Source organism: Sphingopyxis sp. JAI108 (genome assembly GCF_013410105.1).
Taxonomy (GTDB): domain Bacteria; phylum Pseudomonadota; class Alphaproteobacteria; order Sphingomonadales; family Sphingomonadaceae; genus Sphingopyxis; species Sphingopyxis chilensis.
In genome coordinates this window covers 735817-762388 of the sequence record NZ_JACCCJ010000001.1, presented here as the reverse complement: position 1 = coordinate 762388, position 26572 = coordinate 735817, and the positions used below count along the sequence as shown (strand labels likewise).

The window sequence follows — 26572 nt, the reverse complement described above, 5'->3', positions numbered from 1 at the left end:
CCTTATGTCAAAGCCAGGGAAAGCGGCGGCGACTGCGAAAAATCACCCGTTTGGCGGATTTCTATCTTATGCCCCGGCTCCAGCCCGGCGATCTCGCTGGCGCCGATATTCAGGGTCGGTAACTCCGGCTCCCATGGCCCGACGCCCGGAACCGGCGGTACCAGCGAAACGCGCCACATTTCGCGGGTTTCGCCAAGCGGCTGGTCGACATGGTCGCGCCAGCCGGCGTCGAGGCGGCTTCGTCTTGTCCATCCGATCGTCACGCCGCCCGCACCGTCCGGGCGGATCTGTCCGTGCACGGGCGAAAGTGGTCGCAACGATTGTTCGGCGGCCGCGATGCCGATCTCGGTCAGCGCGGTGCCGTTTCGTGGCGCCCATTGCAGCGTCGATCCGCCTGCGCCCGCCATCACGGCCAGGTCGTCGGGCAGCGTCAGCAACGCTGGATCGTCGAGCAGCACGAACGGCTCGCCCGCCGGATGAATCATCTCGCTCGCGGTCCCGACCCGCCCGCGAAGCAGGCGCGACAGACGCCATTTCCGCGGCCCCACAATCTCGGCTTCGCCGAATTGCAGCAATTCCCTGCCCACCATCGCGCGGTTCGCGCCGCCGAGCAGCGCGGCATCGTCGATCGATTCGAGCGTCATCGAAGGATTGGCCAGTTCGACTACGATCGTGTCAGAAAGGTCGAACAGACAGTCGCTTCCCGCTGCCAGCGGCTCGGCGAGCAGGCCGAGCGCCACCGCCGGACGCACGGTTCCCACCGGGACCGGCTCGGCACCGGCTGGCGAGACGAACCAGCAATCGGCGCCGCGCCAGCCGTCGTTGCTGCCCGCTCCGGCGATCAATATTCGCGGTGCGGAGGCTGCCGGACTCCCCAGATTGGGCAAATCGAACAGGCAGACCATGCCGACCGCGTCGGGCCAGTCGGGAGCGCCGACCGGAACCCCGGGCGCCGCGGGCAGTTCGGTCGCGGGCAGCGGCTGGTAGCGTCGCAGTTCAAGCAAGATTTCGCTGCCGCGAACGGTCCGTCCCGCCAGGCGCCAGCGTCTCCCATCGGCATCGGTCACGACCTGCCCGACGGTCAGCGCCAGCGCGGCCAGGTCGGCGTGCCAGATCGACGTCTCGCGCTCGTCCGCGGCGCGAGAGGCAAGACGCTGCGCCAGCGCCCGCGCCGACGTTGCCGGCAAGACCGCCGGCAGGTCGATCCGCTCTTCGCGCACACCACCGCCTGCAACCTGGCTTGCCTGCTGGCCGAGCTGAAAATCGCGCCCCGGCTCATAGTGGCGCAGGCGGATCGTTCCCGGCAGCGACGACAAAGGCGCTCGCCGCCGTTCGGCCCGATCGCTCGGAGCATCGCCCCGCCGCAGCTCGCAAAAATCGCTCAGCGCCAGCGGATCGCCCGCGCTCGACGCCGGCGCCAAGCGCCAACCGCCAGGTCCGCTCGCCAACAGCACGCCGTCGGCATCGAACAGCGGCGCCAGCGCATCGCGCGCACGGTCGCCCGATGCCGCATAGCCCGAATAGGGCCATGCGCCCTGACAGCGCCCCGCGTCGGCGAGCAGCTTGTCGCCGATCAGTCCGGCATCGATGCTCCCCGCATCGGCTTCGACCTCGAAGGTAAGTGAGGGAATCCGATTGCCGAACGCGCCCAGTTCGAGTTCTTCAAAAACCACATAGGACAGGCCCCGAAAGGCACTCGCCGACCCGATGCCCAGCGCGGATGCGATCAGCGGATCGGCCGCCTGATCCTCGCTCCCGTCATACCAGCGGAAAGTGCAGCGCTCCTGGAAGGTGCCGCTCGTCCCGCGCAGCAGGTTGCCGTCGGCCCAGATGCGCCCGATCGCACGGACGGGGCGCGACGAAAGCGCGATCGCCAGCGACACGGCATAGCTATATTCGGTCGTTGACGGCCGGCCCTTGCCGCCCCCCCCGCTTGGCCCGCCGCTCGATCAGGTCGGTCGCCCAGATGACGCTGCCCGCGACGCGCATCGTCCCGAACAATTGCGGGATCTGCTGGCCATAGGTCGATGCCTGAACCTTCAGATCGGCGAGCCGCGGCCCCTCGCGTCCCTTGGGTTTGAAAATCTCCGCATCGACTTGCTGCCCGACCGCCGCGCCGATCGCAGCGCCGACCGGGCCTCCGACGATCCCGCCTACCACCGTCAACACCAAGGTCGCCATTGCCGTCCCCTCTTATGAAAGCCGCCATCGCGCGGCACCTTGCAGGCTCGTGTCGAGCGGCGTCGCGACCACCCGGCGCAGCCCTGCATGAGCATGGATGAATGCCTCGGGTCCGATCAGACCGAGATGATATTGCCGCGCCGGATAGACGATCAGCAGAACATCGCCGATGCGCATCGGATCGCTGACGCGGATAAAGCCCGCGGCCGCAAACGCGGCCTCGACCTTCTCCAGTGTCCAGCCGCGCAGCGGATAATCCGCCGGCCGCGCCAGCCGCCGACCAGCCGCCGCATAGGCCGCCCACACCAGCCCGACACAATCCAGCCCCGTTGCCGGATCTGTTCCCTGCGGACGGAAACGGACGCCCACCATCGCGCACGCCGCGCGAACGGCGGCCTCCGCGCAATCAACCACCTGGATAGCGGGTCAGAAGGTCATTGCCCGGCAGGTGCGCCTCGCCGCGGAAATTGATCGCATTGGCAAAACGGTCGCGGCAGGTCGCAAGCTGCTTGTCGCATCCCTCGACCAGCCGTACGCGCACCGGACCCGGCGGCTCGAACGCCGGCGCCTCGGCGAGATGGAGGCTCGCTCCGTCGACATCGATCACCGGACTTTCCAATCCGCAATTGGCGCCCTCGATCCACGACAGGTTGCCGAACGCCATGCCGCCGACCGCTGCGTCGAGCGTCACGGCGCGCCCTTCGACGGCCACGACGCGGCGGACATGCGTGCGCGGCGCCAGATCGATCCGGCACGCGCGATCCCCCAGCATCGCGCGGCACGAGGGCGAGGTCGCCGGGCATACGGGCCGGTCGAGCAGCCGCGTCACGCCCTGCAGCTCGGCGGCAAAGGCCGACCCACGCTGTTCGACCGAGCCCAGCGATCCGCGCGCGACCGTCACGGGCGCCGCATCCGGCGCGGTCCAGTCGGTCACGAACAACTCCAGCTCCGCCCCGTCCCAGCGCCCGGCCTCCAGGTCGCGCGCGGCAATCGCATCGCTCGCGATCGCGCCCTCCAGGTCCATCGTCGCGGCATCGAGGCTGTCGCTCGTCTCGATCGCCGAGGGCTTCATCCCCGGCGCCGCGCGATATGCCAACCCGCCGACCATCAGGTCGCGGTCGTGCGACGTGAATCCGATCGCGACCCCGTCGCGTCGCGCCAGCCGCCAGCACCATGCGAGCGTCACCACTTCTTCGCGCAGCCAGTCGGGCGCCGCCATCAGCGTCATGTCGAGCTCCCTTGGGGTGCCCGCACCTCGACCAGCGGCACGCTCGCCAGCTCGCCGGCGAGGAAGGTCGCGCGACTTGCCTCCAGCCGGTCCTCGGCAAAACGCACCGGCACGTCGAACAAAAAACCTGCGCGCACCGCAATCCCCGCCCCCGGCGCAGCGTCGAGCAATATCTCGCCATCGTCCGTCGTCAGGAACGCCGCCGTCTCGATTCCGTCGACCGAGACGCGCACGCTTCCCTCGACCGGCAGCCGGATCGGGCGGACCTGCTCGGCGTCGCCCGCGCCATAACGCTTCACCAACGCGAACTGCCGACGGTCCCCGTCGCCAACCCCGAGGAACTGGTCGTCCGGTCCCGGCAGGCCGTTATCGGCCGCCGAACTGCCATCGAAGGGGTCGCGAAAACGAAACGCGCGCGCCGCCCCGCGCCGTGCGCGAAAGAAATCGCCCAGCAAGCGCACATTGGCCTCTGACCGGATTCCCGGCCCCGCATCATAGCGCATCCGCGGTTCGGCCCATTCACTCGCGCGCTGCTCATGCCCCGACGGCGAGCTCACGATCTGGGTCGAAAATTCGGTCGCGACCACCGCCTCGCGCCCGATCGCGATCGGAAAATCCACCGCATCGAAAGCCTGCACCTCATCCTCCCCGTCAAAGGTCACGAAACCGTCGCGCGCGACCTGCGGCAGCGCCCAGACAAAGGCTCGAGCCACGCCCGCGCGCCGCGCCGCAGCGGCAGCCTCGGCAATCAGCGCCCACTGTGCACGATCCTCGGGCAGCAACACGAACCCGGAAAAATAATGCTGTTCCCCTATGGGATAGCCCAGCCGCACCGCCGTCGCCGCCCGGGCGCGCGCCGTCTCCGCCCCGCGTCCCCCGGTTACCCAGTCATAATCTTCGAGCTGCAGCACATCGAACGCCGGCGCCGCCCATCCCGGCGGCACATTGGCGCGCCGCACTTCGGGCGCCGCCGGGTCGAGCACCGTTGGCAGATAGACGAGCAAATGGCTCACCAGCCCTGCCGCCCCCGCCTCGTCGCGCGCCGCCGCGACCAACGCCGCGGTCGATGCGGCGAGCAGCGCCCCCAGCGCGTCGAGCATCGCCAACTGCGGCGCGTCCAGCGCCTCCCGCAAGTCGGCGATCGGCACGCTCGCGCTCCCGAGCGCAGCCGTCGTCGCCGCATCATAGGCACAGATCCGCCCCTCGCCGGCAATCCACCACCACGGCTCGCCGACCTGGAATTTCAGCGCGAGCCCCGCCGCCGCACCGACAGCGACGAACGCACGCGCGACCGCCTGCAAATATCCCATCGCCTCGACATGCACGGGCGACAACAGCGTCGATGGCGGCTCCCAACCGGTCAGCGCGGGGGACCCGTCGCTCGCGCGCTGCTTCCACTCCTCCGGGCAATAGGCGTCGAAAAGCTCATAGGAGAGCGACCAGATCACGCCGAGCCCCGCCGCCTCGCACGCCGCAGCGAACCCCGCGTGCCAGGCCGCGCACGGCGCATTGAGTGCGCCACCCGCCAAAGTGGCACGAAATACGGCACCATCCGGCGCAAGCCGCATATAATGGCTCATCCCGACATAGTGGACGACGTCGCCGCGATAGCCGAGTTGCACGACCTGCCGCACCAGCCGCGCCGGGGACAGATGGTAGCTGTCGTCATAGCCGTTCGCGATGCCCAGCCCCCCTTTAGCCGGGTCCAGTTCGGGCATCACGACATCGCCGATCGCAAGCACCGATCCCGAACCCCAGCAGGCGATGTCGCTCATCTCCGCCCAGCCCTGCACGGGCGCCGGAAGCACAGCGTCGTCGCCGTCATAGCCCGGCGGAACCAGCGAAATGAACATCCGGTCGATGTCGCCCGCCCACACCGGATCGGCCTCGTCCGGAAGCAGGAACCCGCCGTCGAGCGCGTTGAAATCGAGCGTGACGACGGCATCCTCCGCCGTTCCCACCGCATAATTCCACAGCCGCACATACCAGGCACGCGCTTCCCCTGCGGCATCGCGCCCCTCGATCGTCAGCGTCGGCCCGTGCAGTGCGTCGAGCGCCTTCACGCCGCCCGACCGCCAGCGGAAGCTCAGCTGCGTATTCCGGAAATCGCGCTTCGTCTCATAAGCGAGCAGCGGGTGATCCCAGCGATCTTCACTCTCCCATATGAGCCCCGCCAGATCCTGCTTTTGATAAAAGACCGCCTCGACGCGCAGCGCGCCCGGGACGTCGCTCGTCACGCTCGCCATCATCGGCCGCGCGAAATCGATCGTCCAGAAGCGCGGATCGAACCGCTTGAGCCAGCCTTTCCTGTGATGCGGCTCGGCGGTCGCCACCAACGCCCAACCCATCAGTCTTCGCCCGCCGCCACCGCGCGCCGTACCGCGCGCGCCAGCTGCCGCCCCGTCTGTGCCAACCGCTGTGGTTCGCTGCCCGGCTCACCCCGCACATTCACCGTGATCGCGATATTTCGTACGCTGCCGCCCGCCGCCTCGATCCGCCCGCTCGTCGTCGGAACGAACAGTTCGGGGCCACGCTCGCCGACGCGATAGGCGCGCCCCGCACTCACCGGCCCGCCGGTCGCGCGACCCGGTGCGCCGAACAGCGCCATCGCGATCGAGGTGCCGAGCGACAGCAATCCCTCGCCGCCCGATCCACCGCCCGCCGCACCGACGCCATTCGAAATCGCCGCCCGCGCAATATCGGCCATGACCGAAAGCGCGAGCCGCTTCAGATCCTCGAACCCCATCTTGCCGCTGACGATCGCGCGCGACAGTGCCCGCTCGATCGCGCGCCCCGTCCGATCGGCTTCGACAACCAGCGGCCCGCCAAGCTCGGCGCGCAGCGCTGCTATGTCGCGCCGGAACGCCCCGGTATCGGCGCGCACCGCGACGACCATTTCGTCGATCTCATCCATCGGGAAATCTCTCCATCATCGCCGCCAGCGCCGACCCGTCGAAACAGGGCTCCGCCGCACTATCGAGCCACCCGGCCAGCACCGCGCGAACATCGGCCGGCGTCGCCGCCCAGAATTCGTCGGGCCGCCACCCCGCGACGCGCGCCATCACCCCCGCGAGCGCGATCGCCGCGGGCCCAAGCCGATCCTCCGCCACATCATCGCCCTTGCAATATCTGCCCCAGCAGCGCGCGCAGCGCCGGGGTCACGGCCGCCAGTCCCTGCGCGACCACCGCCTCGCCGATCTCTTCGCGCGTCAACGTCTCGGGTCGTTCCCTGACACAGTGCCAGAACAGGCCGGCAAGCTCGCCCAGCCCCAGCCGCCCGTCGGCAGCGCGTTCGACCAGGCCGAAGATCGGCCCCAACTCGGCCTCGGCGGCGACCAGCGCCGCAAAGCTCGGCCGCAAAATCAGCCGCCGCCCGCCGACCGTCAGCTCCGCCTCGCCGCGGAGCATGTTGGCCCTGCTCACAGGCTCACCACCGCGCCGCTCGACTCAAGGTTCAGCGTGTAGTTGCGCTCGCCATTATAATCGCCGGCATAGTCGAGCCGCGTGACGAGGAAACGCCCGCGCATCCGCTCGCCGCTTTCGAAGCTCAGCTCATAATCGTCGATGGTCCCGGACAAAGCATGACCACGCAGCCGCACCTCGGCGTCCGAACCCGTAAAAATTCCCGCCGCACTCACCGAGACCGATCGCACTCCCGCGCCCGACAGCAGCTCGCGCCACCCGCCCGAATCCTTCGTCGTCACGTTCACCGCCTCGCCGTTCACCGACAATTGGGTCGTACGAAGCCCCGCCACGGTGCGGTACGTCGGCGGCGCTTCGCCGTCGCCGACCTTGAGCAGAAAATCGCTCCCATTTTCGATAGCCATCGTCTAACCTCCTCAAAATATAATCATGCGGAATGGGGAGTCGCAGGATGCTGATCACGACATTGCTTTTGGCCGTCATGGCGCAGTCGCCCTCGGCGATGGTGGACACGACGCGCGTTGCCTTCACCAAATGCTTGCGCGACGACATGAAGAAGGCGCTCGAGGCCAAGGTCGAAGACGTCCAATATGAAATGCAGGTAAAATCGAACTGCGGGACCGAACGCGAGGCGTTCCGCAAGGCGGTAATCGCGCTCGGCCGATCGGGTGGCGATTCCGAAGCGGTCGCGGCCGAGGACGCCGACCTGCAGATCGAGGATTATCACGCCAATTTCACCGAAAAGTTCAAGGACTATAAGTCGACCAACACGATGCCCGGCGAGTAGCGAAAACGCCGCTCGCGAAAGCGGCGATCACCGCCTTCGCAAAGCCCGATTGGCCACCCCCTATTCCGCCAGACAACGGCATCGCACCGTCGTTTCATGGCGCCAGCCGCCGTCGCGCGCAAAGGTGAAGCGCGTCCGCACGACCCGCGCGCCCACGACCGTCCAGTCGCCCGCCGCACCGCGCAACGCTGCGGCAGTCGCCTCGATCCGCGCGACGGCGCCGCGGTCGGCGCTCTCGCCGACGCCGTTCAGCACCAACGCCAATTGCACTTCCCGCCCCGCCCGGTCCTTGGTACCCCAGTCGCGGCCTTCGGCCCCGCCTACCGAGACATAAGGCGCGCTCGCCCGCGGCGGGACGCCATCGAACACGCCGTGCACCAGCCCCGCGAGTTCAGCATCGCCCGCCAGCAGAGCGATCGCCTTCGCGCGCACCGCCTGCTCGGCGCCGCTCATCGCACGCTTCCCAGCGTCACCCGCCGCCACGGCTGCCATAGTGCGGCGATCGCTGCCGGCGGGGCCGCGCCCGCGCCGTCGCGCGCGTCGTGCAAATGCTGCGTCATCCGGATGATGCCCTGGCGGATCGCCTCGGGAACGCCGTTGGCGCCCTCGGCCATGCCGGCGCGATAGATAATGCGCGCACCCACCGCGTCGGCCGAATCGGCCACGGCGACGCACGCGCTGCCGTCGCGAGCGATCGTCACGCGATACGCCTGCTCGCCCAGCGGCTGTTCGCTGCCGTCCGGCGAGAGCAATATCACGCTGTCGACCGCGACGACGGGCCGCGCGCCGAGCAGGATGCGGTCCGCCGGCAGCGGCCCCACCTCCTCCCCCATGCGCACCATCAGCCACTGGCCTATGAACGCCTCGCAGATATTGGTCGCCGCGCGCACCAGTCCTGCGATCACGGCGTCGTCGATCGTCGTGCCCAGCCGCAGCCAGCCGCGCGCCTCGTTCAGGCTAACCGGGGTCTCGCCCGGCGACAGGCTTTCCACCATCATCGCTCCTCCACCCGCACGGTCATCGACCGCTCATCGATCTGTCCGTCGCTCATCGTCACGCGATTGGTGACGCGATAGACGCGCCCCGCGATCCCGCCCGCCAGCGTGACGGTGACCTCCATCAGATCGTGTGCGCCGCCGGCTACGGTCACGCCGCCCTCCTCCACCGGCATCACCGACCAGTCGCTGGCAACGACCGCCTGGCCCGCCGGATACGCCGCCGACCAATCGAACTCGAAGTCGATCCGCGTGCCCGGATCCTTCACCATCATCGTCATCATCTCCCCCTTCCCGTCAGGGCTTGCGCAAGGTCACGCGCCGCGCCGCTTCGCGCACCCGCGGCAGGACCGTCTGCGGCGCCGCCGGTTCGGGTCCGGCCCATTCGCTTGGCAGATCGCGCCGCGCGACATCGCCGATCGCGCGCGCGGCCAATGCCGATCCGTCCGTCATGCCATGGTCTCCAGCGCCGCAAGGCGCGCGTCCTGCGCCGCGATGAGGAACATCGCCAGCTGGTCGGTGCGTAAGCCGAAGCGGTCGCCGGCGGATCCGCCCTCGCCCGCCGCTGCCTCGTCCCATTGGTCATGACACAGAAAGGCATAGCGGCTGCTCGGCGCCGCGCCGTCGGCGATCGGCTCGATCAGCCCTTCGTCGGCCATGATCGCCCACACCGCCTGCGCGCGCGCGCCAAAATGCAGCCGCGCGCCCGCTTCGCCCTTCACGGCGATGGCGGCATTCCACTGGAAAAAGCCGAGTTCGCCGATGATGCGCCGCGCCGCGCGCAATTCAGCCTCGGTCGCCGTGCCGCGCCAAGTTTTTTCGCGCGTGTCGGAGGTGTTGATCGTGCCGGTCGCGGCATAGACGACCGACCAGCGCAAGCCGGACGTGCCGAGTGTTTGAGCATTGTCAGTGCCGGGCGCGGTACCGCCCGATGCGTTGACGAGCAACCGGATCGCTCCGCTCGTTACAAGCCCCAGATTGGCCCCCGACGCTCGCATCCCCATATTCGGCGCGGCCGCGAAACTATAGGTCGGCGCGGCCGAAGTGCCATCGGGCGCTGCCATCTGTCCGCTATTCAGCTTCAGCCCGCTCGCGTCGAGCCGTGCGACCTCGCTCGCCGCAATGTCGAAGGCCACCGCGCCGTCGAGCATGCGAAGCCCGTCGCGGCCCGCCCCGGCTCCCGCGACGTTGAACAGACCGATCGCGCCGCCATCGGCAAAGACGCGCAGCCGCTGGCCGCCATCCTTGCCGATGTCGAGCACGTCGCCATCGGTCGGGCGCTGTATCTCGATCGCGCCGCCGGCCGCGGCACCCAGCGGACCGTTCAGCATATAGCGGCCGTCGGGGCCGCGAAACGCGAGTGCCGACAGCGGGATGTTGATCCATCCGGCGCCGCGGCGAACCGTCACCGCGTCCGTCGCTTCGCCCGCGACCACGCTTCCATGCGTCGTCGACAGCGGCTGCTTCGCGTCGAGCGCATCCGCCAGCCCGGCCAGCTCGCCATCGAACGCCGCCATGTCTGCTGCCAGCGTCGCCGCGCGCGTGTCGGCGGCCGCGAACCAGCCCGCGCCGACGGTCAGCGCGATCGTTTTCAGCCCGGCCGTGAAATCCACCGCCGCGCCATCGTTCGACGATGCGGCCACCACGTCGCGAAGCAGGCGGCCGTCAGCGCCGATTCGGCCGGTCCCGACCTCCCATTGTTCGGGGCGGGCGATCCCCGCGACGGCATAGTCAAACGAAACGCCGGGCGGCACGGCGTCGGCAAAGCGGCGATGACCGGGCACCGCGCCGGTCGGCGTCAGCGGCCCGGTCCCGCCCTCTTGCGCAAGTTCGCGCACCAGGTCGGCGAAAAATGGGGTCGGCATGGCAGGGCCATCCTTTCAGGAACGAATTTTTCAATGGGAGAAAATGCGGGCCGCCATTTCATTCAGTCCGAGGCGAAGGCCGGACCGGGCGGAAGGGTGGTCGGCATTTGGCGCCCGGCTCCGCCCCGAAAGGGTTGGACGGGCCGGGCGCCCTCGCGCACCAGCGCGTTAGCTGGCAGCGAATTTCATCAGCTTGATGGCCTGCGAATCGATGATCGCTCCGCCTACCCTTTTGGTTGCATAGAAATGCACGAAGGGCTTGTTGCTGAACGGATCGCGCAGGATACGCGTCTCGCCGCGGTCGGCGATCAGGTAGCCCGCGCGGAAATTGCCGAAGGCGATCGACAGGCTGTTCGCACCCACATCGGGCATGTCCTCGGCCTCGACCACCGGATAGCCGAGCAAGGTCGCCGCCTGCCCCTCGACCATTCCCGGCTGCCAGATGAAGGCGCCGTCGCTCGTCTTGAACTTGCGGATGCGGCTCAGCGTGTCCGAATTCATCACCCAGCACGCGCCCTGCCGGTACGGTGCCTTCAGCGAGTGGACCAGCTCGACCAGCTTGTCCTGCGGGTTCGACGCCGGGAAAGCGCCCGCAGCCCCCGTCGCGAGGTGTTGCAGCGTCCCGAAGGCGCGCACGCTGTCGAACTCGTTCGTCGTCGAATAGGTCAGGAACCCTTTCGGCCGGTTCGTGCCATTGCCGTTCACGAAGGCGCTGCCCTCCGCCACCGCGAACTCGCGCCCCAGCTGTTCGGCGAGCCAGTCCTCGACGTTGAACATCGCATCGTCGAGCATCGCCTGGCTCGCCGCCGGATTGGCGTAAAGCTCGCCCGACGGCGGCGCGATCTCGGCAAAGCTGCGCGTCGCGGTTTCGGGACGCGCCGCCGTCTCGCCGACCCAGCCCGTGCCCATCGATCCCGTCGCGACCAGCTTGCGGTATCCGCTCGTCCCCGTCTGCACGACGGTCGCGATGCTGCGGATCGGCGACAGCGACTTCAGCGTCGCGGCGATCGTCCCGTCAATCTCGCGCGGCACCGCATAGCCGCCCTCGCCGCCGCTGGCCCCCGACAGGCTCTTCATCTCGACCCCGGCATCGATCCCGCGCCGCAGATACCGCTCGACAAAGGCACCCAGCGCCGGATCGGCCGCCTTCGCCCCGTCGAGCGGCAGCCGCGCCGCCGCCACCGTCTGCGCATCGACCTGTGCCTTCAGCGCCGCCACCGACGCCTTCAGTTCATCGACCGCCTCCGCCGCCAGCACCGCATCGAACGCTCCGTCGAGCGCATCCGCCTTCACTTCCATATTGTCCATGCTTGTCACTCCTTCACCAAATCCACCGCAATCACCCGCGCCAAAGGCTGCATCGGCATCGCCACCAGGCTCACCTCGGCCAGGTCGAGCCCCAGCAATTCGCGCGGTTCCTTCCCGCGCGACGCCGTCACCCGGTATCCGAAAGACAATCCCGTCAACGCCCCGCGCGCGACCAGCGCCGCCGCAGTTGGATGCGTTACCCGCGCCACGACGCGCAGCCCGCGCTTGTCCTCGCCCAATGTCTCGATCGTGCCGATGCTCGCCCCCGGCCGATGCTGCCAAAGCAAGGGCACGGCGCGTCCTGCCCTCAGGCTCGCCGCAAACGCCCCCGCCCGCACGACATCGCCCCCTCGATCGACCCGGTCGAACACCGAAGCATAGCCCGCGAACCGGACTCCGCCCTCCCGTTCAGGGGAGCGGCCAGGGGTGGCGGCCCGTGCCCTCGCGCCAGCGCTCACTTCAACAGCCCCGGCAGCCCCAGCTTCACCGCCAGCCCGACGACCACCAGCGCCAGCACGCAACGCACCGCCCAATCGACGACCGCCGCCCACACGCTCTTCTTCGCATCGCGCCACGCGCCGAGCAGCTGGCGCAGATCGCTCACATCGTCGCGCGCCGCCTCATCCGCGAGCCCGAGCCGCGCCAGCGCCCGCCGCGCGCCCAACTCGCTCGCTTCCTCCACGACCGCGCGCAGCAGCGCGGCATCGGGCGCTCCGGCCGCACTCGTTCCCGCCAGCGCGATCAACCGCGCCAGCGCCTCGTCCTCGTCCATGTCGAAATCCTCATGAAAATCCCTCCCCCTTGGATGGGGGAGGGTTGCGCAGCCTTGGCAGCTCGCTGCCCAGGCGAAGCTGGGTGGGGGTGGCCCGCTGCCGGCGAAACCTACCCCAATCCCAACAGCGCCTTCTTCTCCTCCGCCGTCAGCCAGTCCGCCGCCGACACCTCGCGCCACAGCGCCATCCGGTCCTCGGCCAGCGCCGGCACCTTATCCAGATCGACGCGCAGCTCGGCGCCATCGAACCACCCGGCCAGCCCCTGTGCCACCGCCCCCAAAATCTTCGCGCACAAAGGCAGCACCGTCAGCCGCCACAGCGCGCGATTTGCCTCGCGATAATTGGCGTAGGTCGCATCGCCCGGCAGCCCGAGCAGCATCGGCGGCACCCCGAACGCCATCGCGATCTCGCGCGCACTCGAATCCTTGAGCGCGAGGAAATCCATCTCCGCCGGCGACAATGATAGCGCCTGCCACTTGAGCCCGCCTTCGAGTAGCAACGGCCGCCCCGCATTCGCACCGCCCGCAAAGCTCTCGGCCAGCTCCTCGCGCAGCCGGTCGACCTGTTCCGCCGACAGCGGCATGAACTTGTCGCCCGGATCGTGCACCAGCGCCCCCGAAGGCCGCGCCGCATTGTCGAGCAAAGCCGAATTCCACTTCGCGGCGGCGTTGTGCGATGCGATCGCGCCAGACGCGGCGCCCAGACACCCTGCGCCATAATGATCGTCGAGCGGATGCAGCGCCTTCACATGCACGACCGCGATGCGTCCCGCGCCATCTTCGGCGGGCAGCACCACCGCGCTCCCGCCCGCTTTATACCGATAGGCGACCGGCCATCCGCGCGCGTCCGCCTCGACCGTCACCCGCTCGGGCCGCAGCGCAAACAGCTCCGCCGGCGCCCCCGCGCCATCTGCCAATATCTGCACATATCCATTGCCGTGCAGCAGCAGCTGCGCTGCCAAAGTCTCGACCAGTCCCTGCCCGCCCGACGACGCCGCCACCAGCGACGCCAGCGCCGGATCGCTCGCGACGATCGGCGCACTGCCCGCCGCCTCGGCAACGAGCCGCACCGCCCGCTGCACGATCGCATTGGACAAATAGCCCTCGCGGACCTGCACCTCCCAGCTGAGCGGCGCGGGCGCCGACCACGTCTCATACACACGCGACAAAGCGGGCCGCGCAGCATGCTGCGCGGCCTTGCGGCCAAACCAGTTCATGATCATCTCCTGCAATCGCAAAATGAGGGCTGTCGTGGCTGTCTTTCGATCCTCCCTGCCACCTCCCCATGGCTTCGCCATAGGGAGGATCAGGCGGTCCTATCCGGCTCGTCTTGGTTCAAACCCGCCGCACCCCCGGCCCTCGCCCCTTCCGCAGCCCCTCCTGCAACGCCGCCAGCGCCCAGACGCAAGCATCCGCCCGATCCGGCGACCGCCCCGGCCCCGCATAGCCGCCGCCAACCTGCAATCCGCAAAGCTGGTCCTCAAGGCTCTCGAATACCCCCGCATGCACCACATCGCCACGCTCATAGGCCAGCGCCACCGGCTCCGCGCGCCGCGCCTTGCCGATGCTCGCATGCACCGGCACGACGGGCAGCGCGACATCGGCCTGGCGCAGCGTGCCCTCGACCATCTCGCCCCCCATATTGCTCTCGGCCACGACGCGGTCGGCGCCCCAGCGCGCCGCCGCCGCCGCGACCGCCTGCGCCCAGACATGCGGCGGCGGATTTTCGACGCTCGCGTCCTCGACCACCGCCAGCCGCTCGTCGCGCAACTGCGCCGCGACCACGATCCCGCACGCATCGCCGTTTGCCGTCGCCGGCGGGTCGACACCGATCACGACGCGCATCGGCTTGCCGACGCTCGCCGCCTCGACGCGGCACCGCTCGACCAGCGCCCGCGTCCACAGCGCGCCCTCGACATCCTCGAGCAACTCGCCACGCAGTTCCTGCCGCCCCAGCCGCGTCCCGCCATAGATCGCGTCCATCGTCGCCAGCCATTGCGGCGACAGGTTGAGGCAATTGTCCCCTGTGCTCCCGCCGGTCGTTTCGACACCCTTTTCCTTCATCAACCGCCTTACCAGCGGCACCCCGCGCGGCGTCGTCGTCGCAACCACACGCGGGTTGTCGCCGATCCGCATCGTCAGCATCAGATTGTCCCACGCCGCTTCGCCCTGCGGCCATTTGGCGATTTCGTCGCACCAGGCCGCCGAATGTTCGGGGCCGCGCAGACTCTCGGGCTCCGCTGCTGAATAAAGCGTCGCCACCGCGCCGTTTGCCCAACTCAGCCGGCGGAGGCTGCTTTCATACTCGGGTCGCACATCATCGGGCGCAATGGACAGCAAGCCGCTCTCCCCCTCGACCATCACCTGCCGCGCCTCGTGCAACGACGCCGCGACGAGCGCGATCCGCGCGCCGGGATGGGCTTCGGCATAACCGCGCACCCATTCGGCCCCCGCGCGCGTCTTGCCGAAGCCGCGTCCCGCGAGCAGCATCCAGACGTGCCAGTCGCCTTGCGGCGGGCATTGGTCGGCGCGCCGCCACCAGCTCCAGTCGCCGAGCAGCCTTTCGGCCGATGTGTCGTTTACCCTGCGCGCCCACGCCGCGAACTCTTCAGGCGCCAACCTCAGCAGTTCGGAAAGCCCCTTCAAACCCGACCATCCTCGCCATCGCCTTCCGCCGCCATCCGGGCGCGCATCGCTTCCAGCTTGGCGATCAATCTGGCTTTGGCGCTGCCCCTCGGTGCGCCGTTCGTACCCGGAAGTTTCGCCCCGCGCACCGCCGCCCGGTGTGCCGCGAGCAACGAAAGCCCGAGCCGGTATTTCTGCGCGCGCGACTTCAGCGTCGCATCCTTCACATTGCCCGTGGGCGCGATCAGCGCCTCGGACAATAATTCGGCCTCAAGCCGGGCAAAGCCTTCGCACAACGCTTCATGCCAGCGCGCCGCGAAGGCGCTGTTGCGCCGGCGCTCGCGGTACATCGCGTTCGCGGAAACCCCCGCTGTGCGGGCCGAGGCGGCAACGTTCGACGATTCGGCGAGGGCTTCCAGGAATAGATCCTGCTGCCGCCGGCCAGGCCGTGCATCGCCGGTGCCGCCCGCCGTCTTTCCGGCCTGTCCCATCACTCGCCTCCCGAAAAGATTCGGGCCGGAACGCTCTCCCGAAAACGGAAGGGCGCCGGCCCGAATCGCAATTCTTCATGATGTGACACTTGTGGCGTTTATGTAGTTTGCAAACCCACTCACCCGCCCCGCAGATACGGGATGGCGGAAATCAGCCCCGCAACGAATGCGCCAGCGACAACAGCGGTAAGCAGCCAGTAATTAGCCGCTTCCGCTCGCTCTTTCCAATCTGGTTCGTGGTTCATCCGGTCGGTGTGACAGGCCGGGATTATGTAGGAAAGACTTATCGTGGTGCTGGTTTAGTCCTAGCCTTCCCGCTTCGAGTCGGGAGGGACACAGTGACCTACAATCTATTTATTGCTTATGATCTAGATGCGCCCGGTCAAAACTATGACGCCGTTCGCGACGCTATCAAAGACCTCGGCAAATGGCACCAGTTTCAATATTCACTTTTTTACGTGAACACGCCCCACGATCCCGGCGCAGCTTTTGCTCTCGTTCACGCTGCAATGGATTCCAACGACAAGCTCGTCGTCATTGATGCGGTAGGAGGGGTGGTCAGCACTTGGGATAACCCGCCCATCGACGCGATAAACGCCGTCTGGACCCAAGTTTAAGGAAAAGCGATCTGGGCCGGGGCTAATCTGCATGACAGGCATCTAGATACCACAGGTATCATGATACCTCCACCACTTTTGTTATCGCCGCTGGTCTAGCAAGTGCTCCCAGAAAGTTTGCAGGCGGCGGTTAGTCTCTGCAAGGTGATCGTTTGTTTTCAAGAGCGTGAAAAAAATGATCGTCCCCACGCCAATGATGGCCCAAAACTCCGCACTCATTTCGGTTTCTCCACCGGCTTATGCTTCACCAGCTTCCCTAGGCGCTCGTCGAAGCGCTTGGGGTCGTCGTCGGTTTCGAGGTCGCGCGCGGCCTGTTTGAACTTGTCGAGTTGGGATTTGTCAGGCTGGGTCATGCTGGCTCTCGTCAGCGACAGTGAACAGATTATCGCCGTCCAGCTTGTTCGGCCGGCAAATGTCTAGTTCCCCGCCGTCAGCTCGCTTCACGCCGATCAAGCCAAGGAGATCGTTCCCGTCGTAGGTGTGCAATTGGTCGAGGTTCCAATGAACGGCTGTCGCCAAGTGTATCCCGTCGCTCGGCTTTTTCATCTTATCGTGAGAGCGCAGTAAGGATCGTGCCAATCGCGCAATTTCGATATCGACCTGAACGACCTTGACGAAATCGGCGTCGAATAAGCCGTCAATGCGCGCGTCGCTGTCGGCTGCGCCGTTCGCCCATTGGCCATCGCACTTCACCTTATAGACCTCGGCGATGCAAAAGGCGCTTGTCCAAATTTCGACATGCCCGAGGCGCGCGCTTTCCCATACATGCTGGAGAGCTTGCATCTTTTCAGTTTCGCCGTTGAGCAGGCCTAGCCATGCGCAGGCATCCCAATAGACCCGTTTTTTTTCAGCCATCGTAGCCCCACAGATCGTTGAGGTGGTCTTGCGGAGACTTCCCGTTGGTTATGTTCATGGAGCGCAGGGCGGGCAGATCGACTTCTGGCGAAACTACATCCGTAACCTTGGTCGCGCGAACGCGGCAAATTTCGCCCTGCGCATTATAAAATATCTCGCCCTGAACCCGGACCCGTTTACCGTCCCAGGCATCGGCCCAGCTATGAGACTTGCCAGCTTCCTTAGCCGCTTGCTCCGTCAATACAGCGGGAATCGTTTTGCCGGTAAGGCGCTCTCTCACGTAAAGCGCCGGACTGCCCTTGTACGTCGCCGCTTGGGCGACATTGGCATCAATGCTGCCAAATTCCGAATGAGTGCGGTCCACAACTTCCGCTTCTTTGTCGCTCTCGAAGCGCTCAATCGACTTGAGCCATTGACGCGCCACCCGCTCGACAACCACAGTTTGAGGTAGCTCACCATCCAGATCAAAAACCGTGCGTCCCACTCCATTGAGGTTTCGGCGGAGCAAATCTTTCGCGACGTTGAAATGGCTCTCGATCCAAGGGGCAACGATACCCTTGTCCAAGTCGGCGACGCCAGAATAGAAGCGGCGCTTCCCCTGAAACAGGATGGGTGCAACGGCTACCGTGGGATCGGTCGAATATGCCTCTGCTGTGGCAGTCGCCGGGCTATTCTTGGACATCGACACCAGCCGCCACCGGATGGTGCCGCCACCCTCTTCCTGCTCTACAGCAGCTGCCAGAAATTCGAAGGCGTCGAGAAACTGGTGCAAGGTATCGGCAACGGAGAGGGGGCCATCCTCACCGAGGTTCGATTCGACCTGAACAGTGACGCGTTCGCTTGCCATTAACCCAACTCCGACGAAAGGGTAGCATGGCCCAATGCCATTGTGAATCGGTTAATTTATCTAGGTTTTTCGCGGCTTACAGCTAGTTAGCTGCTGTATAGGTCAGGCGCTTGCCAACGATGCCCCGCACGGCAGCGACGGCCCGTCCGCGATCATCAATGCCGTTCGCCTGACGGGTGTTATACCGGAACTCAAATTCGGCGAGGTAGCGGTGCAGATGCTGTTCGCCACAATGCTGATAGACGCCCTTCATACCCCGCTTGAAAATCGAGAACGCGCCTTCGACGGTGTTGGTGTGGATCGTGCGATCCTTGTAATCGACATACTGGCGCGCGCCGTGCAGCGTCGTGCCATGCTCGGCAAACTCGCGGCCGATCTTCTTATACATCTTCGCTTCGTCCGTCATCAAACGGGCTTCGCGGGCAATGTTGTTGAGAACGATGGGGTGGACCTCATCGGCGCGGAACTTGTCGAACGTGAACGAGCGCATGGTGCCGCTCTCGCGGTCCACAAGGGCGATAACGCCGAACTTGTGAGCCGTGCCAGCCTTGGCGCCGCGACGGCCTTCCTTGGTGCCGAAATAGGTTTCATCGACCTCCACAGCGCCGCCGCCCGAACCGAACGGCGCGGCAAGGTCGCCCGAACGCATGGCTTCGCGGATACGGTGGGCGAGGAACCAAGCCGTCTTATACTGCACCTCAAGGATGCGGCCAAGCTGGTGGGCCGAAATGCCCTTCTTGCTCGACGCGATCAGGTGGACGGCCTGCAGCATCTTGTGAAGCGGCATACGGGCATGCTCGAACACGGTGCCAACCTTGACGGTGAACTGCTTGCGGCACTCGCCACACTTTTTCAGGCCGTGACGGAGCGCGCCTTCCGGCGTTTTCAGGGTCGGCTTGCCGCGAACGCCCGACAGGTCATAGACCCGACCGCCCACCACACCGCAATGCGGGCAGACGACGCCGTCAGCCCAAACGATGCTTTCCAGATGCTCGAAAGCCTTGGCTTCGTCGTGGAAGTAGGGGGAAGAAAGAACCGACATGGTGATATGCTCCGTTGATGAGCATTATCTAGCGCAATCGGTTGGGTTTGTAAACTACATAATCGCGACACTTGTGCCATATCAGCGTTACGATGTCAAGGTATTTTAACCCATATGGTTTTTATCTGGATCAGGCGACAGAATGCCAATTTTGCAATTCGCGGCGGAACCTTATTCGACCGCCGGCGTATCAGGGTGGGGTCTCGCCATTTTCAGGCTGGAGTAACCATCATCGAACCCCGAACCCTTGCCGCTTACGCCATCATCTTCCTGATGGTCGGCACCGCAGTCTATCTCATCGCCCGGTTCAGGCGCGAACGAGCGCGACAGCGCGACATTTTGCGCGGACGATATCGCAACCATCCGTAAGCACGGGAGAGGCTAGGCGCACCGGCGCGGGATCGACTCCGCGCCCCGCGCCGGCGGCGGCATCGGCCCAGAGTATCGCGCGTTCCGCGATCAGAACCCGTAGCGCAGCGTCACGCGCACGTTGCGCGGTTCGCCATAGATGAAGCCCCCGAACCAGCTATTGGTGTTGTAATAGGCCTTGTCGAAGACATTGTTGACATTGACCTGGAGCGACAGCGCCTCGGTCACGTCATAGGCGCCCATCAGGTTCACCAGTGCATAGGCTTTTTGCCCGACCGGTTCGATCACGCCCGTTGCGGGATTTTCGGCCGTCTGCGGCGGCCGGCTTTCCCAACGGAGCGAGCCCCCGAGGCTGAAGCCGCCCAGCGCGCCGCCGAATTCATATTTCGTTGCCATGCGGAACACGCGCCGCGGCTGGTGCGCCTGCACATTGATGCCGTCGGGATCCTTCGCCTTGAAATGGCTCCACCCGGCGCTGATGTCCCAGCCCCGAAACGGCTCGCCCTGCATTTCGAGCTCGTATCCCTTCGACACGACGCCCTGCGCCGGACGCGAGGCGATGTCGGTGGTGCCGGGCACGAAATAGGGATCGCCCGTTTCGGGGTCGATGTCGGGAACCGCGAAATTACTCTGCTCGATGCGGAAGACCGCGGCCGATGCGCGCAGCCGCCCGCCCATCAGGTCGGCCTTCAGCCCCGCTTCGTAATTGTCGCCTTCGAGCGGGGCGAGATAGCGTCCGGTGCGATCGCGCGCGGTCTGCGGATTGAAGATGCTCGTATAGCTCGCATAGGCGGAGAGGACGTCGTTGAAGTCGAGGACCAGCCCCGCATAGGGGGTGAATATATTCTTGTGCTCGATCCGATAGGGTGCAGGCGTGTAAAGCGCTTCCTCCTCGTCGCGCGTCCACGAACTCAGGCGCCCGCCGGCGATCAGCTTGAGCCGGTCGAGGATCTGGAAGCGCGTCGCGCCATAGACCGCGGTCTGCTCGGTCGTACCGAAACCGCTCATGCGATAGCGTTCGCCCCATATGGGTTCCGGATAACTGCCATCCCACGCATTGAAGTCGCCGACCGGCGCGACGCTCGCGGGATCCGGATCGCGGTTGGTCCAGCCGCCCTTCTGGCGGCTGTACATTGCGCCGAACACCAGCTCATGCCGCCGCCCGAAGAGCTGGTAATCGCCCTTGGCCTGCAGGTTGGCGCTCCACTGCTTCGGCTTGGAGAGATACCAATAGGGCCACACCTCCATGTCCAGCCCCGTCGCGCGGTCGGGATTGCCCCACAGCCAGATCAGCTTCGAATCCTCGGTCTGCTCGAAATAGGAGACATCGCCGCGCAATTGCCAGCTACCGCCCAGATCCTGCTCGATCGAAACGAACGCCGCCTTTTCGGTGGTGTCCCATGCGTTCCAGTCGGCGCCGGTCGTCCGCGAGCGCGCCCAGTCGGGCCGCGAGCCGTCGGCATACCAATAGGGCAGCTGCGCCCACATCACCCCGTCGCGCTCGTCCCTTTGATAGCTCGCCCCGGCGCTCAGCCGGGTGTCGGGGCCGAGGTCGGCGGCGATCGTGCCATAGAGGGTGAAGCCTTTGCTGCTTTCGAGGTCGACGAAAGCATCCTGCGAATAGACTTCGGCTACAAGGCGGGCGCGCACCGAGCCGTCGACGGTCAGCGGCGCGCCGATGTCGATCATCCCCGAAAAATGGTTCCACGAACCCGCTTCGAGATTCACCTCGCCGGTCAGTTCGCGCGCGTCGGCGCGCTTGCGAACCATATTGATCGACGCCGAAGGCTCGCCCGCGCCCTGCAGCAGGCCGGTCGCGCCGCGGATGACCTCGACCCGGTCATAGATGGCGGTGCTGGTTTCCTCGAGCCCGACATTGCCCGTCGCGAACGGCAGGCCGTCGAGCTGGAAGGCGGTGATGTCGAAACCGCGCGCCGAAAGCAGGTTGCGCCCGCGATCGACCCGCTTCACCGAAAGGCCGGTGGTATATTCCAGCACGTCGGCCACCGTCGATGCCGCCTGGTCGTCGATCTGTTCGCGCGTGATGATCGTGATCGACTGCGGCGTCTCGCGCGGGGTCAGGTCGAGGCCTGTGGCCGCCCTATTGCGGTCGATGCCGCTGCCATAGACGACGATCATGTCGTCCTTGCGGCCGCTCGCCTCACCCTTCTTCTGCTCCAAAGCCGCTTCCTGGGCAAAGGCCGGAACCGAAAGGGCGCTGGCGGCGAGCAGCGCGAATTTGAAGACCAGACGATACGAACGAAACATGGTGCCCCCACTATCCCTGCAACAACGAGCAGCCCCTAAACTAATTGCAATTGCGACGCAATAGAGGCAAAATATTGTCGCGAGCCGAAAGATGATCGACGGCGCCGAGACAGGATGGGATCGACTGCGACACCGTCCGGCGCTAGCGTCAGGAGCCCGCGGCAGGTCGGAGGCGTTGAGCGAGTTCATGGCGCACCGGGCTTTCCTGGCTGCGCGATCGCGGGGCGACCGACGAGACGGATTTGCCTATCGCGGGAACTTTGAAAGGCGCTCCGCATAATGTCCCCGATATGTTCGCAATCGACTCGCTGCTCGTAAAAATCGCCCTCATCGGCGTGATTGGCTTAAGCGCGCAGTGGATCGCCTGGCGCACCGGCCGGCCCGCGATCGCACTGATGCTGATCGCCGGCATCGTCGCCGGCCCGATGCTCGGTCTCATCGATCCCGAGCGGGACTTCGGCGCCCTGCGCGAACCGATCATCAAGCTCGCGGTCGCCGTGATCCTTTTCGAGGGCGGGCTCAGTCTCAAATTCCGCGAACTTCGCCAGGCGGGCACCGCGGTCCTCATGCTCGTGTTCATCGGCGTGCCGCTGGGGTGGGCGCTCGGCACCGCCGCCGCTTATTATGGCGCGGGCCTCCCGCTCGAACTCGCCGCCCTGTTCGGCGGCGTGATGGTCGTGACGGGGCCGACGGTCATCGCGCCGCTGCTGCGATCGCTGAACGTGCCGCCGCGCGTCAAGCATATGCTCAAATGGGAAGCGATCGTGAACGATCCGATCGGGGCGCTGATCGCCGTCGGCGTCTTCAGCTATATGACCCACGGCGGCGGGGCCACCGCGAGCAACATCGTCATCGACGTCGTCGCCGCGAGCCTGCTCGCCATCCTGATCGGTGTCGCGGCGGGCTTTGCCCTCACCACCGCCTATCTTCGCGGCTGGATTCCCGAATATCTGAAAGCCCCGATCCTCCTGACCTCGGTGATCGCGGTCTTCGTTCTGTCCGACATCATCATGCACGAGACGGGACTTATCACGGTGACTGTCATGGGCGTCGTGATGGCGAACCGCGAAACCTATTCCAGTCACATGCTGCGGCGCTTCAAGGAAGACCTCACGATCCTCCTGGTTTCGGGCGTGTTCATCATCCTGTCGGCGACGCTCGACTGGCAGGTCGTGCAGAATTTCCAGCTGCGTTTCCTGCTCTTCCTGCTCCTGCTCCTCTTCGTCGTGCGGCCGCTCACCATCATGACCGCGCTGCTTTTCACGCGGATACCGTTCCGCGAGCGGCTCTTCGTGGCGTGGGTCGCGCCGCGCGGTATCGTGGCGGTGGCCGTGACGGGCCTCTTCGCGTTGCGGCTGACCGACTATGGCGTGCCGGGTGCCGAGGCGCTCGTCCCATTAGGCTTCGGTGTCGTCATCGTCACCATTTTCGCGCACGGCTTCACCGCGGGGGCACTCGCGCGTCTGCTCGGCCTCGATCGCGGCAAGGGCGACGGGGTCCTGCTCGTCGGCGCGAACAGCTGGACGATCGCCTTCGCCCAATTCGTGAAGTCCCAGGGTCGTCAGGTACTGATCGCGGACGAGGACAAGCTCGCGCTCCGTCGTGCCCGCCGCGCCGAAATCCCGGTCTATCACGGCAACATTCTCGACGAGGCGCACGACGACGAAATCGAGCTTGCCCAGTTCAGGCAGCTGATCGCCGCGACCGGCAGCGACAGCTACAACGCGCTCGTATGCAGCGAGCTTGCGCCGGAGATCGGGCCCGAGCGCGTCAGCCGGACCGGCGGCCAGTCGCGGCTCAAGGGTCTGCGCCGCGGCCGCGCCTTCACCCTCGCCGGTACGCCGATCGAGGAGCTGCTTGATCGCCTGCAGGCCGGCTGGACCTTCGGACGCACCCGCATCACGGAGAAATTCACCTATGATGAATTTGTCGCGCGGATGAAGGCCAACGGCGGCGACAGCCTCGCCGTTGCGAAAGCTTCGGGGGAGCTTCTCATTTTCTCGACCGAACGCCGTCCCCATGTCGACGCCGAGGACGTCATCTGGACCTTCGTTCCCCCGGAGGTCGCCCCCACGGCGTCGCGGTCAGCCGGCGCTCCCCGAACGGAGGAAACGGCAGCGGAACGCTGAACCGCGGGTCGAAGGCTAACGCAATTTTCGCCCTTCCGCGTCCCACACCTCGACCGTGCCGAGAGCGAGGGCGCGTATCTTCGCCTCGATCTTCGACAAATCGCCGACGATCACCCAGCTCATCGCGTCGGGGCGCAGCATCTCGTCCGCGGCCCTGGTGATCGCCGCAGGCGTCAGTGCGCCGTATCTGGCGGGAAGCGTCGCAAGATAGTCATAGGGTTTGTCAAAGAGCGACACATATTGGAGGTAGTTCACGAACGCCTGGTTCGTTTCGAACTGGCCGGGCAGCGCCAGCACATTGCCCTTCACCATCATGTCGAGCTCGGCCTGCGTTGCGGGCCGCTCCTGGCGGATCGCGCGGATTTCCTTGTCGATCTCGGCCAGCGCCTCCGACGTCCTGTCGGTCTGCACGCTCGTCGCCACGCCGAAATTCTGCGGCCCGCGCTGCTCGTTGATAAAACTGCTCGCGCCATAGGTCCAGCCCTTCGCCTCGCGCAGGTTCATGTTGAGTCGCGCGGTGAAGCTGCCGCCGAGCACGCCGTTCGCGGCATCATAGCCGAAGTTTCGCGGATCGAGGCCGTCGGGCAACAACTGGCCGACGCGGATCACCGACTGGATCGCGCCGGGCTTGTCGATCAGCACCACCCGGCTCGCCGTGGCAAAGGAAATCGTCGGCACGGTCTTGCTGCCCTTGGCCTCCGCCGGAGACGACCAGCTGCCGAAGCGCTTCTCGAGCAGCGCGGTCAGCGCCTCGAGCGTCGTGTCGCCGCTAGCGTAGATCACGGCATTGTCGGGGCGCACCCAGCTCGCGTGCCAGCCTGCAACATCGGCGCGGGTGAAGGACTTCAGCGTGTCCGCCCGCCCCGCAAGCTGCGCGCCATAGGGATGCGCCGCGCCATAGAGCAGATTGGTAAAGGTGCGCTGCGCGATCGCGGTCGGTTCGGCGAGCGACTGCGAAATGCCCGACAGGCTGAGCGCGCGGTCGCGCTCCAGATCGTCGGCGCGGAAGCCCGGCGTGCGGATATAGCTCGCCCACAGCGCGATCGTCGCGGGTAGTTCGCGGCTGAGCGATGAGAGCATGAAGCTCGTCGTGTCGCTGCCCGCGCTCGCAAAGAGGCGCGCGCCCAGCGACGCCTGCTTCTCTTCGAACGCCTGCGCGGTCAGCCCGACCGGGCCATCGCCCATCATCTGCAGTGCGAAGCCTCCGAGACCTTTTTTTTCGGGCGCGTCGGCCGCCGTCCCCGCATCGAACACGATCGCCATGTCGACCGTCGGCACGTTCCGGCGCGGCGAAAAGACGACGCGAATGCCATTCGAAAGCCGCGCCTCCTGCGCAACGGGCAAGGTCAGGCCGGGCGAGGCGGCGAGGTCCGGCAGCTTGCTGCGGTCGGCGCCGTCGGCGATCACCCCGTGTGCCGCATAGGGAAGCACCGTCAGCTTGTGTGCGCCGCGGGTCAGCCAATCCTTGGCATCGGCGAGCACGGCGGGGGTGGTGACGGCGTCGAAACGTTTATTATCCTCGGCATATTCGGCCGGATTGTTCGCAAAGATCAGCCCGTCGGCGAGCGCCATCGCGCGGACATAAACCGATTCGAGCGCGCGGATATTGTTGCCGTAATTGGTCACCTTCGCGCGCTTCAACTCATCCGCGGTCGGGCCGGTCGCAAGGAAGCTGTCGATCGTTCGCTGGATCGCGGCCTCGGCATCCTTCGGTTCGACGCCGGGCTTCAGTCGCGCATCGACCGAGAAGATGCCGGCGACCGCCATCGGCTGGTAATTGACCGACACCGATGTCGCGAGCGGCTGGTCGAGGACCAGCGCCTTGTAAAGCCGCGACGTCTTGCCGCTGCCGAGCGCGCTGGCGGCGGCGCGCAGCGTCGAGGATTGCGGCGTGCCGCGTCCGGGAACCGCCCAGCTCCACGACACCGCCGCCTGCGGCACATTGTCGAGCATCGTGTCGCGCTTGTCTTCGGACAGGCTCGGCACCCAGGCGGCCGTGCGGCTGACCGGCGGACCGGCGGCCACGCTTCCGAAATATTTCTCGGCGAGCGCCTTCGCCTGCTGCGCATTCACATCGCCCGACAGCGACAGCACCGCATTGGCGGCGCCATAATATTGGCCGAACCAGTCCTTCACGTCGGTCAGCGACGCGGCACCCAGGTCTTCCATCGAACCGATGATCGGATGATGATAGGGATGCCCCACCGGGAACAGCGCCCGTGCGGTGATATCGTCCATCCCCGAATAGGGCTGGCTTTCGCGCTGCCTTTTCTCGTTCTGGACGACACCGCGCTGCTCGTCGAGCTTGGCCTGCGTGATCGCGCCGAGCAGATGGCCCATGCGGTCCGATTCCATCCACAGCGCGCGCTCGAGCCCGCCGGTCGGCACCACCTCATAATAATAGGTCTGGTCGAACGAGGTCGCGCCGTTGACGGCCGAAGCGCCGATTTCCTGCAGCGGCGGGAACCATTCGTCGTCGCGATGTTCGGACCCGTTGAACATCAGATGCTCGTACAGGTGCGCAAAGCCCGACTTGCCCGCCGGTTCGTTCGCCGAACCGACATGATACCAGACGGCAACCGCGACCTTCGGCGTGCTGCGATCCTCATGGACGACGACGCGCAGCCCGTTGGACAGGGTGAACTGCTCAAAGGGCAGCACTTCGTCGGCATGCGCCGGCTGGACGAGCGAAAACGCGGTGGCCGCGGCCGACAGCAGAAGGCTGGTACGGATCATGAGGAGAAGCTCCTGTCACATCTTTGATAGAAAT

30 protein-coding genes are annotated in these 26572 nt (G+C 66.2%); 4 read left to right on the top strand and 26 right to left on the bottom strand.

Features of this window, described 5'->3' with window-relative positions:
• Nucleotides 1-2 precede the first annotated feature (2 nt).
• The 9 genes from HDC29_RS03605 to HDC29_RS03570 are packed head-to-tail and all read right to left on the bottom strand — an operon-like array spanning nucleotide 3 to nucleotide 7236.
• The gene (locus tag HDC29_RS03605) at nucleotides 3-1883 is read right to left on the bottom strand and encodes a phage tail protein (protein WP_373562753.1); all 1881 of its coding nucleotides are present in this window, start codon (nucleotides 1881-1883) and stop codon (nucleotides 3-5) included.
• A gap of 7 nt (nucleotides 1884-1890) precedes the next feature.
• A complete protein-coding gene (locus tag HDC29_RS19145; RefSeq protein WP_257018017.1) occupies nucleotides 1891-2181 on the bottom strand; it encodes a hypothetical protein in 291 nt (96 codons plus the stop codon).
• 12 nt (nucleotides 2182-2193) lie between these two features.
• Nucleotides 2194-2553 carry an NlpC/P60 family protein gene (locus HDC29_RS03600; RefSeq protein WP_179494451.1) on the bottom strand — a complete coding sequence of 120 codons (360 nt, stop codon included), beginning with the start codon at nucleotides 2551-2553 and terminating at the stop codon, nucleotides 2194-2196.
• A 34-nt stretch (nucleotides 2554-2587) separates the two neighbouring features.
• Nucleotides 2588-3409, bottom strand: coding sequence for a DUF2163 domain-containing protein (locus tag HDC29_RS03595; protein WP_179494449.1), 822 nt, complete (start codon nucleotides 3407-3409; stop codon nucleotides 2588-2590).
• Entirely contained in the window at nucleotides 3406-5757 is a 2352-nt protein-coding gene (locus HDC29_RS03590) for a DUF2460 domain-containing protein (RefSeq protein WP_179494447.1), read from the bottom strand. The genes HDC29_RS03595 and HDC29_RS03590 overlap by 4 nt, the downstream gene beginning before the upstream one ends.
• Nucleotides 5757-6323 carry a tail tape measure protein gene (locus tag HDC29_RS03585; protein ID WP_179494445.1) on the bottom strand — a complete coding sequence of 189 codons (567 nt, stop codon included), beginning with the start codon at nucleotides 6321-6323 and terminating at the stop codon, nucleotides 5757-5759. Before HDC29_RS03585 ends, HDC29_RS03590 begins: the two co-directional genes overlap by 1 nt.
• Complete coding sequence (locus HDC29_RS03580; RefSeq protein WP_179494443.1) at nucleotides 6316-6519, bottom strand: phage tail assembly chaperone; 204 nt, start codon at nucleotides 6517-6519, stop codon at nucleotides 6316-6318. Before HDC29_RS03580 ends, HDC29_RS03585 begins: the two co-directional genes overlap by 8 nt.
• Nucleotide 6520: 1 nt before the next feature.
• Nucleotides 6521-6832, bottom strand: a complete 312-nt coding sequence (locus tag HDC29_RS03575; protein WP_373562752.1) for a gene transfer agent family protein — start codon at nucleotides 6830-6832, stop codon at nucleotides 6521-6523.
• Entirely contained in the window at nucleotides 6829-7236 is a 408-nt protein-coding gene (locus tag HDC29_RS03570) for a phage major tail protein, TP901-1 family (protein WP_136175651.1), read from the bottom strand. Before HDC29_RS03570 ends, HDC29_RS03575 begins: the two co-directional genes overlap by 4 nt.
• A gap of 47 nt (nucleotides 7237-7283) precedes the next feature.
• Between HDC29_RS03570 and HDC29_RS03565 the strand changes: the two genes are divergently transcribed.
• Nucleotides 7284-7619 carry a hypothetical protein gene (locus HDC29_RS03565; RefSeq protein ID WP_179494441.1) on the top strand — a complete coding sequence of 112 codons (336 nt, stop codon included), beginning with the start codon at nucleotides 7284-7286 and terminating at the stop codon, nucleotides 7617-7619.
• A 60-nt stretch (nucleotides 7620-7679) separates the two neighbouring features.
• Here the strand turns inward: HDC29_RS03565 and HDC29_RS03560 are convergent, their stop codons facing one another.
• From HDC29_RS03560 to HDC29_RS03510, 11 genes are all read right to left on the bottom strand, one after another.
• The gene (locus HDC29_RS03560) at nucleotides 7680-8072 is read right to left on the bottom strand and encodes a DUF3168 domain-containing protein (RefSeq protein WP_179494439.1); all 393 of its coding nucleotides are present in this window, start codon (nucleotides 8070-8072) and stop codon (nucleotides 7680-7682) included.
• Nucleotides 8069-8617: a hypothetical protein gene (locus tag HDC29_RS03555; RefSeq protein ID WP_179494437.1), complete on the bottom strand. Its 549-nt coding sequence runs from the start codon at nucleotides 8615-8617 to the stop codon at nucleotides 8069-8071. The genes HDC29_RS03560 and HDC29_RS03555 overlap by 4 nt, the downstream gene beginning before the upstream one ends.
• Nucleotides 8614-8898, bottom strand: coding sequence for a hypothetical protein (locus HDC29_RS03550; RefSeq protein WP_306455558.1), 285 nt, complete (start codon nucleotides 8896-8898; stop codon nucleotides 8614-8616). The genes HDC29_RS03555 and HDC29_RS03550 overlap by 4 nt, the downstream gene beginning before the upstream one ends.
• 13 nt (nucleotides 8899-8911) lie before the next feature.
• Nucleotides 8912-9067, bottom strand: a complete 156-nt coding sequence (locus HDC29_RS03545; protein ID WP_179494435.1) for a hypothetical protein — start codon at nucleotides 9065-9067, stop codon at nucleotides 8912-8914.
• On the bottom strand, nucleotides 9064-10479 hold the full coding sequence (locus HDC29_RS03540) for a tail fiber domain-containing protein (RefSeq protein WP_179494434.1): 1416 nt from the start codon (nucleotides 10477-10479) through the stop codon (nucleotides 9064-9066). The genes HDC29_RS03545 and HDC29_RS03540 overlap by 4 nt, the downstream gene beginning before the upstream one ends.
• Before the next feature lie 168 nt (nucleotides 10480-10647).
• The gene (locus HDC29_RS03535; protein ID WP_179494432.1) at nucleotides 10648-11787 is read right to left on the bottom strand and encodes a phage major capsid protein; all 1140 of its coding nucleotides are present in this window, start codon (nucleotides 11785-11787) and stop codon (nucleotides 10648-10650) included.
• 5 nt (nucleotides 11788-11792) lie between these two features.
• Entirely contained in the window at nucleotides 11793-12245 is a 453-nt protein-coding gene (locus HDC29_RS03530; protein ID WP_179494430.1) for an HK97 family phage prohead protease, read from the bottom strand.
• Nucleotides 12242-12559 carry a DUF6127 family protein gene (locus tag HDC29_RS03525; RefSeq protein WP_179494428.1) on the bottom strand — a complete coding sequence of 106 codons (318 nt, stop codon included), beginning with the start codon at nucleotides 12557-12559 and terminating at the stop codon, nucleotides 12242-12244. The genes HDC29_RS03530 and HDC29_RS03525 overlap by 4 nt, the downstream gene beginning before the upstream one ends.
• Before the next feature lie 110 nt (nucleotides 12560-12669).
• Entirely contained in the window at nucleotides 12670-13776 is a 1107-nt protein-coding gene (locus HDC29_RS03520; protein ID WP_179494426.1) for a phage portal protein, read from the bottom strand.
• A gap of 118 nt (nucleotides 13777-13894) precedes the next feature.
• On the bottom strand, nucleotides 13895-15205 hold the full coding sequence (locus tag HDC29_RS03515; protein WP_179494424.1) for a terminase large subunit domain-containing protein: 1311 nt from the start codon (nucleotides 15203-15205) through the stop codon (nucleotides 13895-13897).
• On the bottom strand, nucleotides 15202-15675 hold the full coding sequence (locus HDC29_RS03510) for a hypothetical protein (protein WP_179494422.1): 474 nt from the start codon (nucleotides 15673-15675) through the stop codon (nucleotides 15202-15204). The genes HDC29_RS03515 and HDC29_RS03510 overlap by 4 nt, the downstream gene beginning before the upstream one ends.
• A gap of 338 nt (nucleotides 15676-16013) precedes the next feature.
• Here HDC29_RS03510 and HDC29_RS03505 point away from each other — a divergent pair, with 338 nt between their 5' ends.
• Complete coding sequence (locus HDC29_RS03505; RefSeq protein WP_179494420.1) at nucleotides 16014-16292, top strand: hypothetical protein; 279 nt, start codon at nucleotides 16014-16016, stop codon at nucleotides 16290-16292.
• 215 nt (nucleotides 16293-16507) lie between these two features.
• Here the strand turns inward: HDC29_RS03505 and HDC29_RS03500 are convergent, their stop codons facing one another.
• The 4 genes from HDC29_RS03500 to HDC29_RS03485 all read right to left on the bottom strand — a co-directional run bounded on the left by HDC29_RS03500 (nucleotide 16508) and on the right by HDC29_RS03485 (nucleotide 19036).
• Nucleotides 16508-16645: a hypothetical protein gene (locus HDC29_RS03500; protein WP_179494419.1), complete on the bottom strand. Its 138-nt coding sequence runs from the start codon at nucleotides 16643-16645 to the stop codon at nucleotides 16508-16510.
• Nucleotides 16632-17147, bottom strand: coding sequence for a PIN domain-containing protein (locus HDC29_RS03495; RefSeq protein WP_179494417.1), 516 nt, complete (start codon nucleotides 17145-17147; stop codon nucleotides 16632-16634). Before HDC29_RS03495 ends, HDC29_RS03500 begins: the two co-directional genes overlap by 14 nt.
• On the bottom strand, nucleotides 17140-17994 hold the full coding sequence (locus HDC29_RS03490; RefSeq protein WP_179494415.1) for a hypothetical protein: 855 nt from the start codon (nucleotides 17992-17994) through the stop codon (nucleotides 17140-17142). The genes HDC29_RS03495 and HDC29_RS03490 overlap by 8 nt, the downstream gene beginning before the upstream one ends.
• Before the next feature lie 82 nt (nucleotides 17995-18076).
• Entirely contained in the window at nucleotides 18077-19036 is a 960-nt protein-coding gene (locus HDC29_RS03485) for an IS1595 family transposase (protein WP_179494413.1), read from the bottom strand.
• A gap of 114 nt (nucleotides 19037-19150) precedes the next feature.
• On the opposite strand from HDC29_RS03485, the gene HDC29_RS03480 reads away from it, so the two are divergent.
• Nucleotides 19151-19405 carry a hypothetical protein gene (locus HDC29_RS03480; protein WP_179494411.1) on the top strand — a complete coding sequence of 85 codons (255 nt, stop codon included), beginning with the start codon at nucleotides 19151-19153 and terminating at the stop codon, nucleotides 19403-19405.
• A gap of 90 nt (nucleotides 19406-19495) precedes the next feature.
• On the opposite strand, the gene HDC29_RS03475 is transcribed toward HDC29_RS03480, so the two are convergent.
• On the bottom strand, nucleotides 19496-21673 hold the full coding sequence (locus tag HDC29_RS03475) for a TonB-dependent siderophore receptor (RefSeq protein ID WP_179494409.1): 2178 nt from the start codon (nucleotides 21671-21673) through the stop codon (nucleotides 19496-19498).
• Between the two features lie 290 nt (nucleotides 21674-21963).
• Between HDC29_RS03475 and HDC29_RS03470 the strand changes: the two genes are divergently transcribed.
• Nucleotides 21964-23802 (top strand): sodium:proton antiporter, encoded by a 1839-nt coding sequence (locus tag HDC29_RS03470; protein ID WP_179494407.1) that lies wholly within the window; start codon nucleotides 21964-21966, stop codon nucleotides 23800-23802.
• 15 nt (nucleotides 23803-23817) lie between these two features.
• Here the strand turns inward: HDC29_RS03470 and HDC29_RS03465 are convergent, their stop codons facing one another.
• Entirely contained in the window at nucleotides 23818-26538 is a 2721-nt protein-coding gene (locus tag HDC29_RS03465; protein ID WP_179494405.1) for a pitrilysin family protein, read from the bottom strand.
• Nucleotides 26539-26572: the final 34 nt, after the last annotated feature.

Coding starts and splice junctions, on each gene's coding strand:
- HDC29_RS03555 (WP_179494437.1), bottom strand. CDS start 8,617: ATGATGGTGGAAAGCCTGTCGCCGGGCGAGACCCCGGTTAGCCTGAAC.
- HDC29_RS03550 (WP_306455558.1), bottom strand. CDS start 8,898: ATGATGACGATGATGGTGAAGGATCCGGGCACGCGGATCGACTTCGAG.
- HDC29_RS03540 (WP_179494434.1), bottom strand. CDS start 10,479: ATGCCGACCCCATTTTTCGCCGACCTGGTGCGCGAACTTGCGCAAGAG.
- HDC29_RS19145 (WP_257018017.1), bottom strand. CDS start 2,181: ATGGCGACCTTGGTGTTGACGGTGGTAGGCGGGATCGTCGGAGGCCCG.
- HDC29_RS03495 (WP_179494417.1), bottom strand. CDS start 17,147: ATGGCTGAAAAAAAACGGGTCTATTGGGATGCCTGCGCATGGCTAGGC.
- HDC29_RS03545 (WP_179494435.1), bottom strand. CDS start 9,067: ATGACGGACGGATCGGCATTGGCCGCGCGCGCGATCGGCGATGTCGCG.
- HDC29_RS03600 (WP_179494451.1), bottom strand. CDS start 2,553: ATGGTGGGCGTCCGTTTCCGTCCGCAGGGAACAGATCCGGCAACGGGG.
- HDC29_RS03520 (WP_179494426.1), bottom strand. CDS start 13,776: ATGAACTGGTTTGGCCGCAAGGCCGCGCAGCATGCTGCGCGGCCCGCT.
- HDC29_RS03585 (WP_179494445.1), bottom strand. CDS start 6,323: ATGGATGAGATCGACGAAATGGTCGTCGCGGTGCGCGCCGATACCGGG.
- HDC29_RS03475 (WP_179494409.1), bottom strand. CDS start 21,673: ATGTTTCGTTCGTATCGTCTGGTCTTCAAATTCGCGCTGCTCGCCGCC.
- HDC29_RS03535 (WP_179494432.1), bottom strand. CDS start 11,787: ATGGACAATATGGAAGTGAAGGCGGATGCGCTCGACGGAGCGTTCGAT.
- HDC29_RS03470 (WP_179494407.1), top strand. CDS start 21,964: ATGTTCGCAATCGACTCGCTGCTCGTAAAAATCGCCCTCATCGGCGTG.
- HDC29_RS03560 (WP_179494439.1), bottom strand. CDS start 8,072: ATGAGCGGCGCCGAGCAGGCGGTGCGCGCGAAGGCGATCGCTCTGCTG.
- HDC29_RS03570 (WP_136175651.1), bottom strand. CDS start 7,236: ATGGCTATCGAAAATGGGAGCGATTTTCTGCTCAAGGTCGGCGACGGC.
- HDC29_RS03500 (WP_179494419.1), bottom strand. CDS start 16,645: ATGACCCAGCCTGACAAATCCCAACTCGACAAGTTCAAACAGGCCGCG.
- HDC29_RS03565 (WP_179494441.1), top strand. CDS start 7,284: ATGCTGATCACGACATTGCTTTTGGCCGTCATGGCGCAGTCGCCCTCG.
- HDC29_RS03590 (WP_179494447.1), bottom strand. CDS start 5,757: ATGGGTTGGGCGTTGGTGGCGACCGCCGAGCCGCATCACAGGAAAGGC.
- HDC29_RS03490 (WP_179494415.1), bottom strand. CDS start 17,994: ATGGCAAGCGAACGCGTCACTGTTCAGGTCGAATCGAACCTCGGTGAG.
- HDC29_RS03510 (WP_179494422.1), bottom strand. CDS start 15,675: ATGGGACAGGCCGGAAAGACGGCGGGCGGCACCGGCGATGCACGGCCT.
- HDC29_RS03595 (WP_179494449.1), bottom strand. CDS start 3,409: ATGACGCTGATGGCGGCGCCCGACTGGCTGCGCGAAGAAGTGGTGACG.
- HDC29_RS03465 (WP_179494405.1), bottom strand. CDS start 26,538: ATGATCCGTACCAGCCTTCTGCTGTCGGCCGCGGCCACCGCGTTTTCG.
- HDC29_RS03525 (WP_179494428.1), bottom strand. CDS start 12,559: ATGGACGAGGACGAGGCGCTGGCGCGGTTGATCGCGCTGGCGGGAACG.
- HDC29_RS03480 (WP_179494411.1), top strand. CDS start 19,151: ATGGTTTTTATCTGGATCAGGCGACAGAATGCCAATTTTGCAATTCGC.
- HDC29_RS03485 (WP_179494413.1), bottom strand. CDS start 19,036: ATGTCGGTTCTTTCTTCCCCCTACTTCCACGACGAAGCCAAGGCTTTC.